Origin of the sequence: Croceibacterium segetis (assembly GCF_011320115.1) — a bacterium.
In the GTDB taxonomy this organism is placed as follows: Bacteria; Pseudomonadota; Alphaproteobacteria; order Sphingomonadales; family Sphingomonadaceae; genus Croceibacterium_B; species Croceibacterium_B segetis.
This window is the reverse complement of record NZ_JAANOZ010000027.1, coordinates 1-12,710: the sequence shown is the minus strand read 5'-3', so window position 1 is coordinate 12,710 and position 12,710 is coordinate 1. Positions and strand designations below refer to the sequence as shown.

Annotated in this window: 14 protein-coding genes and 1 pseudogene; 4 read left to right on the top strand and 11 right to left on the bottom strand. The window is 60.8% G+C overall.

Features of this window, described 5'->3' with window-relative positions:
- Positions 1-2 precede the first annotated feature (2 nt).
- Positions 3-1,628 carry a hypothetical protein gene (locus G7B69_RS16495; RefSeq protein WP_423717965.1) on the top strand — a complete coding sequence of 542 codons (1,626 nt, stop codon included), beginning with the start codon at positions 3-5 and terminating at the stop codon, positions 1,626-1,628.
- Complete coding sequence (locus G7B69_RS16490; protein ID WP_166181250.1) at positions 1,625-2,482, top strand: DUF8021 domain-containing protein; 858 nt, start codon at positions 1,625-1,627, stop codon at positions 2,480-2,482. Before G7B69_RS16495 ends, G7B69_RS16490 begins: the two co-directional genes overlap by 4 nt.
- A 193-nt stretch (positions 2,483-2,675) precedes the next feature.
- Here the strand turns inward: G7B69_RS16490 and G7B69_RS16485 are convergent, their stop codons facing one another.
- On the bottom strand, positions 2,676-3,128 hold the full coding sequence (locus G7B69_RS16485) for a cupin domain-containing protein (protein WP_166181249.1): 453 nt from the start codon (positions 3,126-3,128) through the stop codon (positions 2,676-2,678).
- A gap of 200 nt (positions 3,129-3,328) precedes the next feature.
- Between G7B69_RS16485 and G7B69_RS16480 the strand changes: the two genes are divergently transcribed.
- The gene (locus G7B69_RS16480; protein WP_166181247.1) at positions 3,329-3,784 is read left to right on the top strand and encodes a hypothetical protein; all 456 of its coding nucleotides are present in this window, start codon (positions 3,329-3,331) and stop codon (positions 3,782-3,784) included.
- Complete coding sequence (locus tag G7B69_RS16475) at positions 3,781-5,115, top strand: GAF domain-containing protein (protein ID WP_166181245.1); 1,335 nt, start codon at positions 3,781-3,783, stop codon at positions 5,113-5,115. The genes G7B69_RS16480 and G7B69_RS16475 overlap by 4 nt, the downstream gene beginning before the upstream one ends.
- A gap of 203 nt (positions 5,116-5,318) precedes the next feature.
- On the opposite strand, the gene G7B69_RS16470 is transcribed toward G7B69_RS16475, so the two are convergent.
- The 10 genes and pseudogenes from G7B69_RS16470 to G7B69_RS16425 all read right to left on the bottom strand — a co-directional run.
- Complete coding sequence (locus G7B69_RS16470; protein ID WP_243415235.1) at positions 5,319-6,299, bottom strand: c-type cytochrome; 981 nt, start codon at positions 6,297-6,299, stop codon at positions 5,319-5,321.
- A 10-nt stretch (positions 6,300-6,309) separates the two neighbouring features.
- Positions 6,310-6,981 (bottom strand): hypothetical protein, encoded by a 672-nt coding sequence (locus G7B69_RS16465; protein ID WP_166181243.1) that lies wholly within the window; start codon positions 6,979-6,981, stop codon positions 6,310-6,312.
- A 190-nt stretch (positions 6,982-7,171) separates the two neighbouring features.
- Positions 7,172-7,576, bottom strand: coding sequence for a DUF302 domain-containing protein (locus G7B69_RS16460; protein ID WP_166181241.1), 405 nt, complete (start codon positions 7,574-7,576; stop codon positions 7,172-7,174).
- Positions 7,577-7,670: 94 nt separating this feature from the next.
- The gene (locus G7B69_RS16455; protein ID WP_166181239.1) at positions 7,671-7,814 is read right to left on the bottom strand and encodes a hypothetical protein; all 144 of its coding nucleotides are present in this window, start codon (positions 7,812-7,814) and stop codon (positions 7,671-7,673) included.
- 499 nt (positions 7,815-8,313) lie between these two features.
- Positions 8,314-8,697, bottom strand: a complete 384-nt coding sequence (locus G7B69_RS16450) for a hypothetical protein (RefSeq protein ID WP_166181237.1) — start codon at positions 8,695-8,697, stop codon at positions 8,314-8,316.
- Between the two features lie 155 nt (positions 8,698-8,852).
- Positions 8,853-9,698 carry a metallophosphoesterase family protein gene (locus G7B69_RS16445; RefSeq protein ID WP_166181235.1) on the bottom strand — a complete coding sequence of 282 codons (846 nt, stop codon included), beginning with the start codon at positions 9,696-9,698 and terminating at the stop codon, positions 8,853-8,855.
- Between the two features lie 476 nt (positions 9,699-10,174).
- On the bottom strand, positions 10,175-10,861 hold the full coding sequence (locus tag G7B69_RS16440; protein ID WP_166181233.1) for a PilZ domain-containing protein: 687 nt from the start codon (positions 10,859-10,861) through the stop codon (positions 10,175-10,177).
- A gap of 313 nt (positions 10,862-11,174) precedes the next feature.
- A pseudogene (locus G7B69_RS16900) lies at positions 11,175-11,381 on the bottom strand (TrbC/VirB2 family protein); the annotation flags it as partial.
- A 341-nt stretch (positions 11,382-11,722) separates the two neighbouring features.
- Positions 11,723-11,884 (bottom strand): hypothetical protein, encoded by a 162-nt coding sequence (locus tag G7B69_RS16430; RefSeq protein ID WP_166181229.1) that lies wholly within the window; start codon positions 11,882-11,884, stop codon positions 11,723-11,725.
- A gap of 350 nt (positions 11,885-12,234) precedes the next feature.
- Positions 12,235-12,710 (bottom strand): IS6 family transposase (locus tag G7B69_RS16425; RefSeq protein ID WP_166181228.1); only part of this gene is annotated, 476 nt, incomplete at its 5' end.

Genomic DNA, 12,710 nt, shown 5'->3' with positions numbered 1-12,710 from the left:
GTATTCAGAACAACGTCACCTACAACAACGTCGGCCACTGCTTCTTCCTCGAGGATGCGGTCGAGCACGGCAACCAGATCGTCCACAATCTGGCGATCCTCACCAAGTGCCATCCCGACGGCAAGCCGTGTGAACCTACCGATCTGACGCTGGCCCATCAGTCTCCGGCGGGCCAATCCGCCAAGGACATACTGATCCCCTCGGACAACACCGCCTCCAGTTTCTGGATCACCAATCCCGATAACGTCTACCGCGGCAACGTGGCCGCGGGATCGGAGGCAATCGGCTTCTGGCTCGCCTTGCCGCAGCATCCGACGGGCGCGTTCCTGGGCAAGGAAGGCAGCAACAAGATCTGGCCCCGGAGGACGAGGCTGCGCGAATTCAGCGGCAACACGGCGCACTCCAACTTCGATGGCGTGATGTTCGATCGCGGCCCTGGCCCCGACGGCAAATTCAACGTCGGTGGCGCCGGCCATATCAGTTATGCCGATCCCAACGACACCAAAAGCCAAATCCTGGTGTCGGAGATCGATGACTATACCGCTTACAAGAACCGCAACGGCGCCATCTGGACCCGCGGCGAGAACGACGTCTACCGCAACATGAAGCTGGCCGACAACGCGATCGGCTTCACCCATGCGTCCGGCGGCGCGGGCCTGGCGCCCTTCACCTCACGCGTGGTCGACTCGCTGTTCGTGGGCGAGAGCGCCAACATCGGAAATCCGAGGACGCCGGCGGAAAAAGCCTACGGCCGCAGCCTGCCGAAGGAAGCCGCGGACTTCCCCATCCGAGGTTACGAGTACTACGATTACCGCCACGACGTGGTGGATACCACGTTCGTCAATTACGAGCCCAACGCCACCCGTGATGCGGGCGCGCTATCTTACCTGCTCTTCACCAGCTTCGGCATGAGCACCGAGAACACCGTCAAGGGCCTGAAGTTCGTCAATGCAAAGCCGGTCGATTTCCCGGCAATGGAACGCCGCTGGGCGTCCGATTTCGGTGGCCGCGCCGCCTATCGCAGCGCAGCGTTCCATGATCTGGACGGTTCGGTCGGCGGCGTCCCCGGTGCCTATATCGTCATCGACAACGGCATCGCGTCCGATGAAAAGAACTGTGAAATCAAGGCGAGCTGGGGCGCGGCGGTGTGCAAGGGCGACATGGGCCGCCTCAGCATCGACGACACGAAAGCATTCCCCGAATTCGCGACGGGACCGGCCGCCGATCCGGTCGTTCTTCAGCGCGACGGCAAGCGCTTCGAATATAACGGCGAGACCACGATCCCCAGCGGTGCCGAGATCAGGGTGGCGACGGCGAGGGACAAGCTCTCGCTGAACCTGCGCGAAATGGACAAAGGCAGCTGGGTCATCTTCGAACTGCCGGGCTTCACTTCCACCGTGGGGGGAACGCCGCAGGCCAGCCTGGAAGCACTGCGGGCGGCGAGCACCACGTCATACTTCAAGGATGACAAGGCCTTGTGGGTCAAGCTCGTGGTCGAAGACCCGATTCCCAAGGGGCCCGTCGTCGTCCAGGTCGGCCAGCTGCGCGCCCAGGCCAATATCGACGTCAGCAAACAGAGATCGGTAGCGACAGCTTCGCTGGATGAAGCAGGAGGCCAGCGCCAATGAAGCTCCTGTCGATCCTGGCCAGAGCCGCAATCAGGCTCTCGATCGCCCTCGCCGGCGTGGGTTTCGCCACCAATGCCCAGGCGCAATGCAGCCGTGTGATGCTCGAGAAGATCACCGACGCTTATGTGAAGGCGCAAACCGACGGGAAGGCCAGTTTGGTGCCTCTCGCCAAGGGCGCGTCCTACGCGGAAAACAACTGGGTCATGGACATCGGCAAGGGCGTGCTGGCCGGGCCCCTGAAGGTCGACTTCACCCGCAGCTTCCACGACACGACGCAGTGCGCCACCTTCACGGAGTTGGTGGCGGCCACGGACCCGCACCCCTACGTGATCCACACGCGCATCGAGGCCACCAAGGGCGGGAAAGTGTCAAAGATGGAGTCGGTAGTGACCGACGCGGGGGACTGGATGTTCGGAGCGTCCGAACACCTCGCCGTCACCCGCAGCGAGACGTGGGACGCCATCTCCACGGCCAACCGCGACACCCGGGCGGTCCTCAAGGCGGCGGCCGACGCGTACCTCGACAACTGGGGCGATCCGGCGCTCCTGGTGCCACACGGGACGCCCTGCTCCCGCCTCGAAGGGCGCATCAGTACCGCCACCCGCAACCCGGCGGGCAACACCTGCGACATGGGCGCCTTCCCGCAGAAGCTCAAAGTCGGCCACCGCCGCTACGTCATCGACGAGACCCTGGGCGCCGTTTCGATCTTCCACGATTTCCCCTGGCTCGATGCCGGACTGCCGCCCGACCAGGGGACCCCGGCCAGCCAGATGTTTAGGGTTGAGGGCGGAAAGAACCGTTACATCCACGAGGTGACGGTATGCACCACGCCGAAATGTGGGAGGGGGAAGTAGCAACCTGAATGCGTGTTGGCGTCCACGGGTGGTGGAGTCTCCACCAACGGCCTCGAATGGCCGACAGCAGACTGACCGCTCTCGGGCGGCTTCAGCCGCTAGCGGACGATCACCATCCCCATGACGCCTGTTGGCCAACGTCGCGAGCGCTCTGAAGGCGGGACGTGCGTCCCGCCTTCTTTCCTTTTGACTATCATGCAGGGAATTCGATGCCGTGGCGCGCAGCGACATCGAGCACGACGGGGACGTCGACCGCTCCGTCAAGCTCGGCGTCGATTTGCTTAAAGAAGCGATGGGCATCGTTGCCCGGTGTCACCATTGCCAGAGCGCGGACGTGGCTGTCAGTGTTGTTGCGGAACGCATGGCTGCCACCGCCGCGCAGGTAACAGAAATCGCCGGGCTTTGCTTCGATGTCCCCGTCGGGGTCCGATAGCGTCAGAGTGCCCTCGAGAACGAAGAAGAATTCGGAGTCCGCCTCATGGCTGTGCATCGGCGGACCGCACTCTGGCGGGATGTCGATCACGATGGCGGTGAACTGACCCCCGGTGTCTTCGGGCGAAACCTTGGTGAAGTGCGTCATGCCGAGGACCTTGAGTTGCTCGCCTTCGCCGGCGGGAACGAAAATAGTGTTACGCTGGGCTTGCATTATGGCTCTCCTTGGAAGGACCGGGTCCAATGCTTTGCCGGCGGCGAATTTGAAGTCCGCCGAGCGCCAGCGAGCGTTATTCCCGATCTCATTTGTACCGAAAGCGCCAGTAAGCTGGGTGGGGACACGGCGCTCCCTAAATGATTGCTAAAGAGGAGCCCCCGATCCTAAAACATTCCTAAGTGGGGGACGCGACGAAAATGAATCTGGAGCCTGACCTGGCAGAATTTCTGACCGGCCCCGTGCTGCTGATTGTGAGCGCCGCCGACGACCGCTGTCGACCGGCGATCGGTCGCGGCGTCGGAGCCAGCATCGTGGGTGTTGACGCGATCGAGGTCATTCTCTCCCGCTGGCAATGGCCCGACGTTGTCAGGAACATTGTCTCGTCGGGTCGGCTCGCGCTCACCGCCTCGCGAGCCCGCGATTACGTGACGTACCAGCTGAAGGGTCCGGCCAAAATACGAGATGCCACGCCGGAGGACATTGAATGTGCCCAGCACTACTGGGCGGCGATTACCGATGAGCTCGGCCGCCAAAACGTGCCGGCGTACATTGTCTCCCAGTGGTCGCCCGATCGCGACATTGTCGCGGCACAGTTGAGCGTAGCGGAAATCTACGTGCAGACCCCGGGGCCGCTCGCGGGCACGTCACTGTGACCTTGACCCTAGAGCAACTGTCCGCATGCTTTGAGGGCGTGATACCTTCTGTCATTGCCACCACCGCGGCGGATGGCACGCCGAACGTCTCTTATCTCTCGCACGTGGTCAAAGTCGATGATGCCCACGTTGCGATCTCGAACCAGTTTTTCGCCAAGACAGCGGCGAACGTGCGGGCGAACCGATCGGCGACGCTCCTGCTTGTCTGCCCTCGCACCGGGGATCAGTACTCGCTCGATCTCTCCTGGGAAAAGCTGCTCGACGACGGGCCGATCTTCGACCGGATGGATCGCGCACTGAGAGCTGCGATCGCGCAGACCGGCATGGCCAGGATTATGCGCCTCAAGGCGGTCGATATCTTCCGCGTCAACGAGATCCATGCCGTTCCGAGTGCCTTGCTCCGCAACGAGATTCCGGCCGTTACGGAGGGTCCGAGCATGCGGACCTTGGCGGAGATGACCGCCCGCTCGGCCGAAGCGACGAGCGCGGAAGACCTCTTTGACAAGCTGATGAGAGACGCCTGCGTGCTCACGGGTTGCGCAAACTCGCTGGTTCTTGTGCACGAACCGGAGCGGTCGGTGCTCGTGACGGCGGCGAGTAGGGGCTACACCGAGCCCGCAGCCGGGGCGGAAGTTGCGATCGGGGAGATGCTGATCGGCGAGGCGGCCGCGGGCCGTACAACGCTCAAGTTCAATGACCTCAGCCGCTTGTGCCGAATGGGTCATGCGGCGAGCGGCGGAGCCCCGGCTGTGGATGACGAGCGCACGATCTCGTTGCCCCAGCTTTCTGGAGCGATGAGCCAGATCGCTGTCCCGATGAGCACTCGCGGTGAGTTGCTTGGCGTTCTTTTTCTCGAGAGCGAACGACGCCTGGCGTTTGACGACGAGGCAGCCGCTAGCCTCGAAGCGCTTGTCCGGCAGGCATCTTCCACGCTGACGCTGGTCGAAAGCCGCTCAAGTCGTGAATCCGGTGTCGAGGCGCGGACGGTCGCGACCAAGGCATCTGGCAGAACGCTGTCAATAACGGTCTATCGCTTCGACGACAGCGTCTTCATCGATGGCCGCTATGTCATAAAGGGCGTCGCCGGGCGACTGCTCGTGCATCTGATTGAGTGTGCGCTAGCGGAGGGGCGCAACACGTTCACGAACCGCGAAATCCGCTTATCCTTCGAGCTGCGGCTTCCCGAGTTTAAGGACAATCTTGAGACCAGGCTGCTGCTGCTCGCACGCAGGCTAGAGGATCAGGCGTTTCCGATAAGGCTGCTGCGGCATCGCCGCGGAGTGATGGCGCTGCAGATTGATGGGAATCCGGTCATTAGGTACGCGGACTAGCGGCCGCGGTATCGACTGGGGTATCGATGGCGACATCCCCGTTACGTCTTTTGTGGCCGTTAGCAGACCGTCCACTCTCAAACACGGCTTGTTTAGAAGCGGACGGTCGGCTGAAGACTCAAAACTTAAATTCCGACATACCTGACGCGACTAGGTTTGCTAACGCGCGCAATACTCGTCGACGCACGCCGTCGTTCGGCATTCTAAGATCTGCCGTCACCCAAAAGGTCGCCTCCGATTGCCTGTCCGTAATAGTCGCCGCTCTGGTGATGCGCCTTGCGCGTCGCCTCGATTGTAGTGCCCTTCTGACGAGGGTCGGGCGGACGCTCGTGGCTGTCGACGTAGGCCGCTACGTCCCAAGCCTCCTGCTCGGTCAGCGAGTAGCCGTTGCCCAACGGCATGTTGGCCTTAATGAACCCCGCGGCGTTGGCGACCATGCCCATCCCCGCGCCCCAGTTGAACGAGTGCGGTCCCCAAAGTGGTGGGTAGGTATAGGTACCGTCGGGGTTCTTCATGCCCTGCCCGTCGTCGCCGTGGCATGCGGCGCAGTTGCTGGCAAACACCTTGGCGCCGCGCGTCGGATCGTGGCCGTCGGCTGTCGGGGTAAGCTCGAGATAGCCGCGACCTTTCATCTCCGTCCTGGTCGGCGCTCCGGTGGCCAGCCAGGCGATGTACATCTCCAGATCGCGGTAGACGTCGCTGCCATAGGGTGGAGGCCGGCCGGCGGGCGCGGCCTGCGCATTCATCGAATAAGTGAAGCACCCGCGCAGCCGGTCCTCCATGGTGTTGATCATTCCGTTTTTCGCCCGATAGGCGGGGTAGTTGACCCATGCGGCCCACATGGGCGAGGCGTTCGCCATGCGACCGCCGTCAAGGTGGCAGTTGCTGCAAGTGAGGCTACTGCCGGCGTATTGCCTGGCCGCCGTGCCGGTATGAACGAAGATTTCCATGCCCCGGCGGATAGCCTCACCTTCGGGGCCGGCGGGAATAGCGGATTCGGGCGGCGGCTGGAAATCTCCGGCGCCTGCTTGCGCCATGGCCGAAGTAGCCCCGGGAGTCGGCGCGGCCAACGGGGCGCCGGGCACCTGTCGTGCGCTGTACACCGCAACGACAATCGCGCCGATCATCGCGGCAAGCAGCGCCAACGGCAGGGCCAACTCCCGAGCCGTCGGCTCCTCGCTCACGGCAGGAGGCTCATGAGACATAGGCAAGGGCATAGCCATGCTCCTGCGCTCGATTGACCGCGACGATCCCGGCCGGGACCAGCAGCGCGCCGGGAACGAGGCTGGCCTTGAACTCGGCTTCCACCGCCTCGGGCGACTTGCCGGTGGCACGCGCGACCATTCCGGCAATGCCATGCGTCGCCATTCCGCATACGGTGAATGTCGCGCCCTTTTGCCGAAGCGTAGAAAGAGTGATGGCGTCCTCGCCTTCGTCCATCAGCAGCGGGTTGCCTTTTCGCGCTCTCGCCGCCTTGTCGCCAGCAAGGCTCATCAGCTTGACAAAGTGTCCTCCATAGCTGGCCCAGATCGAGTCGCCAAAACCCAGCGGCGTCGCCTCGGCGCGCAGGATCACCACCACACCCAGCGCTTCGGACTTGAGCCCGTATCCACTCTCGTTCGCGGCGTAGAAGTTGTTGGCGAAGTGGATTCCCTTGCCAGCGGTATCCATGCTCGTGGTGTCGAACACGATCCGGTGGCGGGTGCCCGGTTTGTCGAGCCAGGCGTCGGCCGGCTCGGCTGTCGGTTGCCATGAGCCGCCGGTCACATTGGCCTGCGCGCCCGCAGCCGAAGCGAGACCCGTTGCAGCCGCAATTACCGTGCCTGCGGCCAGCACTCCCCGCCGGTCAGCCTTCGAACGCTCCATTTGCCCGTCATCCCAGTCAATACGCTCGTCAGGTTAGCACTTCCGCCACCACGATGCAGTGCTTTTGAGAAGCTGGCGAAGGCGATTCTTTCATTCTCCGGGCAATTCCCGTTTCGGCATGGAGGGCGGGTTGCATCGCGGTACCGGACAACCTGGCCGACGAGCCGCCCGGATGGAAACATGCGACGGACTAAGGCGTCGTCGCGCCGGTTCGAAGGCTGTCGATCACTCGACGCAGCTTTCCGGCCACCACTTTGGCCTTCTGGGCAAGTTCGTCGTTCTCGATCGCCTGCATCGAGGAAACCGGGTTGATGGCAGCAACTTCAACGCCATCGCCAGATTGCTGGACCACGACATTACACGGCAGCATGGTGCCGACCTTATCTTCCAGCTGAAGCGCTTCGTGGGCCAGCGTCGGGTTGCACGCGCCGAGAATGAGGTAAGGCCGGAAATCGACCCCGATCTTATCCTTCAGTGTCTTCTGAATGTCGATTTCGCTGATCACGCCGAAACCTTCGGCCTTGAGTGCTTCACGCGCGCGGCTGACCGCATCGGCGAAATCTCCGCGGATCACGGTCGAATAGTAATAGTCCATGGCGTCCTCCTCGTGGGCCAAATTCGCCCAAGCATCCGACGTTCCGAATGAAGGGTCGAAAGCGGACGGTCCCCTAACGACCCGTTGCGGACATTCACTCGCTGCACGCTGCCTGGACCATATCCTGGACCAGAAGTGGTGACCGGATCGTCCGATACTCTAGGTGCGCGTCGGTTTCCGGATCGAACCTGCGCAATATCTCGCCGCCGAAGGCTTCGACCATCATGCCTTCGGGCATGCCGATCTTGTATTCGATCGGGGGGCGGCTGAACTTTGGAGAGCATATATGCCCAAGACCTTCCAGTTGCCCCGGTAAACTTCGGCGTCGTTGGTCCACGAAAAGATCGAGAGTGGCAGGCCGTTTATTTTTGCGGCGTCAGGCATTGCATCGAAGGGAACCGCTGCCGCGCCGAGATAGAAACAGATGCCCGGCACCAGCACCTGAGCGAGCGCCCAACCACTTGCCCCCAACGGGAGAGCCAGCACACTTCCTTGAGGCAGCTGGGGACTCTTTTGTCTCACTATGACAACGGTGATACCATTTCGGGCGGAATCGCCAATGTCGCTTTCCCACCCAAACCCGACACTCGCACAATGTTCCTTTCGACCCATTCCGGCCATTTCGACGAATGTCCGCTTTCGACCCAAACGGGGCAATCCAGCCAAACGTCTGCTTTCGACCCATTGCGGACATTCGGAGCCCGCCGGTGTCGGACAGCCGCCTTCGCTGACTATCGTCACTCGAAGTGCAGGTCTACCCAAGGATAAACACGATAGACGTCATCAATAAGAAGTACGCTTTGCGAGTTAGAGAACGTGCGGTCGAATGAGCCGTTCAATATGCCAACCATCACGCCATCGAAAGACCGACCCGGTATTTCGCGCATGTCGTGGTCCAACTTATCATACGCAAAAGGTTTGAAATAAACATTCTTCAGTGCCGGCGTGCAGCGGTCTAAGAAGAACTGGAATCGTAAGCCGCCATCCGAGTATTCTGCCGTCACGAGAAGCTGTTCTCCTACGGCGCCCGACATCTGTGGAATGGCGCAATCCGTCGGCTTCTGACCAGCATCACCACATGCCGCGCAGATGAGAAACACCAAGACAAGCGACCGAGTCATTGAGCGGGTATGCATTAGCGCATCTAGGCGTTCAACGTCCGTCTTCCACCCATTGCGGACCTTCCGCCAAGCAGCCTCGGAGCTAGCAGCCTAAGGTTACGCAGCTATGGGCAGGTCAGTTCGCATAAGAGCGAGACTCATGCCGTCTCTCGGATTTACTGGCCCCGCTGTGCCGCCTTGCGTAGCCGCCCTTCGAGCGCCGCATCAAGGTCGGCCCGGTTCAAATATCTCTGTGCCGTCGAGATGAACCATCGGTATGGTCCCTGCAGTCCAACGGCTGTGAGTTGACCGGTGCGATACGCGGCAGTGTCTACATTGATGCGATTGGCCTTGACCTCGACGTCAGATGCTTCGCTGTGGCCGTGAACCACAACTGCTCCATGCAGTCGATTACTGCTCAGGAAATCCTGACGGATCCAAAGAAGGTCTTCGCGCCGCTGTTTATCCAGCGGAATGCCCGGTCGAATGCCGGCGTGGCAGAAGAAGTAATCTCCCGAGCGAAAATGCACAGGCAGCCCAGCAAGCCAGACAAGCATTTCGGCGCCCGTTGCTCGCCAAAGCACGCCGGCTCGGTGCTCGGGCGTAAGCTCAACAAATTCTGCTGGATCGAGGCCATAGCTCCGCAGGGTCGCATCTCCACCATTCTCTAGCCAGAGGCGCTGGGCACTGGCGTTGCCGTCAGCGCTTGCGAGCAACATCTCCTCGTGGTTCCCGCATAGCACCACGAAGCGGTCCGCGTTTTGCAGCTGCATGCGTTTGATTAATCCGAGTAAGTCGCGCGAGTGCGGCCCGCGGTCGATGAGATCGCCCAACACGATTATTCGTGTTGGTATCCTCCCTCGCCCTGCCGCGTCTGTTTCAAGTTGCTTGATTAGGGCCCGAAACAGATCGAGTCGGCCGTGCAAGTCACCGATGGCGTATAATCTCTCGCCGTCGGCTGGTTTCGGCAGGGCGCGTTCCCGTACGAAGAAGGCTCTCACGCGAGATGAAATGCCGGTCACAACGATAGCTCCGCCTTTACCATCAGCCGATTCATACCAGCCGTCAGCTACATTTCGATCAACGCCTATGTGAAATTGGTGCGTTCCATGGCCGGGTTGCGTCCTGCATAACTAGCCGGCGACCCTGGTCCAGCTTAGAAGCTATCGGGCGAAATGCCGAAAGTCTGCTTTCCACCCTTAGTGGACGGGCTGCACACGGCCAATTTCGCGCCCATGAGCTAGTGGTAAGACCGTCCCAGCTGGATACGTGTGCGACACGAGCCACACGTGATGCCGCCGGAGATGTATCAATCCACTATCCCGACCGCCCTTCCAGCTAAGTCGGGTGCTGAGCCGTCGGCGTACTAAGCGAACCTGACCGCCGGCGGCTCTTCCAGCCAACGCAGACAGTCTTCTTACGACCCCACGCGGAAGTTCGCGTCTCTCCATCTGACGTGATGGCGAATCAGGAAGATCTCCGCCGATCTGGGCTACCCCTAGGATATAACCTGAACTTGCCAGCCCCGGACGAAGTCGAAGGGCGGAGGCCCCGCCAACTCGTCGTTTGAACGGCTCCGTGCCTGCTGTTCCACGGTCCACTGGGCAAGCTGTTCGAAACCGAGGGGGCGTATAAAATTGAGGCCCGCGGTCCCCGCCTGCGCCCAGCGCACGATCGCCTTGCGTCGGTCAAGGCCGTCGAGTTGAATGGTGACCTCCTGGTTAACCTGCATAAAGGGCGCACGAACTCGCAGGCCACGCTGGGAAATGTCTTCGACCTCGACCAGTCGAATCTCTTCCCCGATGACCATTTGAGCGGCGCATCGAATCTGAAGACGAGGAGCGCGACTAATCAGCCCGTCGACGCTCCTGGTCGACATTTCCGTGAGCACGTCCGAGACGCTGAGCGGTGCGTCAAAGTGCACGCCGATGCGCCCATCGCAGCACCATTTCAGGATTCCCGTAATCTGTCGCGAGTGTCCGACGTGGATGGTTACCGGCTGCTCGTCAGCAAAGCTGGTATATACGTCTCCCATCAAACCATGCGGTGAAAGGTTGCGCACGAGACAAAAACCCGCGAACTCGTCAATCTCAATAAGTACTGGCCTGAAAATGGTGGCCGTTCGCTCGGCCGCGCGCCGCTCTTGATGAGCAGAGACATCTTCCCGTGACTTAGTGTTTTGCATGACCCGTGACCCAGAATGACTATTTCGCGCCGCGCGTCGATAAAGCTTACAAGTGAAGCGGAAGTCACTGTCAGATAAGCAATTTCCCGATGATCTCACGCCGCTGTCATGTAGTTAGCCGCCTGCTGTCGCGACGGTGTTGTCAGAGCAACTGCACCGAGCCGGCTAAGGACGTCATCTTCGTCTCCCGGGAGGTGGGATGTTGGCCAAACGCCTCCAGTCCTGGAACTGGCCCGGCGACAAGAGCGAGACTGACAGCCTCACTGACGTACCGCTCAGATGTTAAGGTGCAGTTGCTCTGACAGCACCCCACCGCGCCATGGCGCCAGTTGATCCGCCCGGTGAGCATCATGAAGCCGACGACCGCCACCGCGATCACCGCGACGGTGGTCGCGACCGTGCCCATCAGTGTTCCCTGGAGCCAGCTGACCGCGTTAATGATTACGCCTGAACCTTCAGGGTCTTGCATGTGTTCGGTGCTTCCCACCTCAAAGGCATATGGCGCCGCAAAGTAGCGCATGAGTGGTCTGAACGCAGCCCATCGCGCGTGTTGAGTCAATAACAGAGGGGCGTCTCGAAGAGCGGACCATGGCAGCTGCCACCGTAATCAACCGTGTCTCGTCGTTGGTCATGACTTCTATTTTGGTTTGCGTCCTGAGGACGATGTCCGTCCTCGTCGCCATAGGGCTCTAATGGCGCGCGGAAGCGAATATGCGCAGCCCAGAAGGGAAATGCCTGCAATCACAAGAACCGAGTCAGTTAGAAACTTTGATTCCGAGATTGCCCCGACACTCGTCTGCGAAAGAATTAGGACCAGTGCGAAGCAAGAAGTTGAGCCTGCAGCAAGAATATATATCGGCCTCAGTTTTTGCATGACGAGAACTCAAATGGTATCGTGTTTACTGCAGTTTCTGCCATTTTTTGAGCGACCTCCTTGCCGTATTCGTTAGGAATTTTGCTCGCGATCATCCTGCCGACTAAATCGCCCACCGCCTCTTTCCCGGAGCCGCCGGCCAACATCATCAAAGCACCCCCCGTCGAAATGACGCCTCCCGCGGACGCTACGTCTACTCCTCCCTCCGCAATAACACCGCCCAATACCACCCCCTCGGGTTGAAGCGTAAAGGCACTCACTTCTGCGGTAGCGAGTCCGGCTCCGATAATCCCAGACCCACCTCAGTAACGTCACCCCCAGTGTCCACTGCCCATTCTCCTAAGGCCTGAAGCCCTTTCTGAAAACCTGTACAAGGAGGAGGCTCTTCGCTCAGCTTTTTTGCGATCGCATCGACATCGCCTCGGATGTCGCCAAGGTGCTGTCAGTCTAATCGCAACTTGTCTCCGATCGACGCAGCGGTGTCTTGATGGCGCGAGCCTCAGGCGATGAGGCTCTGCCACTCGGCCAGGGCGGCCGAGCGGCGGGTCTTGTAGGTTTCTCTGTCGACGAGGTGGCGTTCCTGGTTGAAGTGGTTGTGGACGTTGGCGTGGACCGAGGCGAACTTCTGCAGGCTCTTCATCTGCCGGAACCTGAGCATCGCTCTCTCTCGTCGTCGGAACGGCAGGTGACTGTTCTCGACCCTGTTGTTGGCCCAGCGGCCGACCTCCTGCTTGTCGGCATTGCCGAGCTCGCTCATCGCGGCCTTGTACGAGCGCAGACCGTCGGTGGTGATAGCCTCGGGTGAGCCGTGGCGCTTCAGCGCCTTCTTGATGAACTTCAGGGCGGCTGCCTTGTCCCTCGTCTTGGTGACGTAGCTCTCGAGCACCTCGCCTTCCTGGTCCACCGCTCGCCACAGGTAATGCATCTCGCCGTTGATCTTCACGTAGACCTCGTCGAGGTGCCACTTCCACTGCC

What these genes read in the sequence shown, in the direction of transcription:
- G7B69_RS16485 (WP_166181249.1), bottom strand. Translation starts at nt 3,128, where the DNA reads ATGCAAGCCCAGCGTAACACTATTTTCGTTCCCGCCGGCGAAGGCGAG.
- G7B69_RS16460 (WP_166181241.1), bottom strand. Translation starts at nt 7,576, where the DNA reads ATGGACTATTACTATTCGACCGTGATCCGCGGAGATTTCGCCGATGCG.
- G7B69_RS16450 (WP_166181237.1), bottom strand. Translation starts at nt 8,697, where the DNA reads ATGACTCGGTCGCTTGTCTTGGTGTTTCTCATCTGCGCGGCATGTGGT.
- G7B69_RS16455 (WP_166181239.1), bottom strand. Translation starts at nt 7,814, where the DNA reads ATGCCCGAAGGCATGATGGTCGAAGCCTTCGGCGGCGAGATATTGCGC.
- G7B69_RS16480 (WP_166181247.1), top strand. Translation starts at nt 3,329, where the DNA reads ATGAATCTGGAGCCTGACCTGGCAGAATTTCTGACCGGCCCCGTGCTG.
- G7B69_RS16440 (WP_166181233.1), bottom strand. Translation starts at nt 10,861, where the DNA reads ATGCAAAACACTAAGTCACGGGAAGATGTCTCTGCTCATCAAGAGCGG.
- G7B69_RS16430 (WP_166181229.1), bottom strand. Translation starts at nt 11,884, where the DNA reads ATGATGTTGGCCGGCGGCTCCGGGAAAGAGGCGGTGGGCGATTTAGTC.
- G7B69_RS16490 (WP_166181250.1), top strand. Translation starts at nt 1,625, where the DNA reads ATGAAGCTCCTGTCGATCCTGGCCAGAGCCGCAATCAGGCTCTCGATC.
- G7B69_RS16465 (WP_166181243.1), bottom strand. Translation starts at nt 6,981, where the DNA reads ATGGAGCGTTCGAAGGCTGACCGGCGGGGAGTGCTGGCCGCAGGCACG.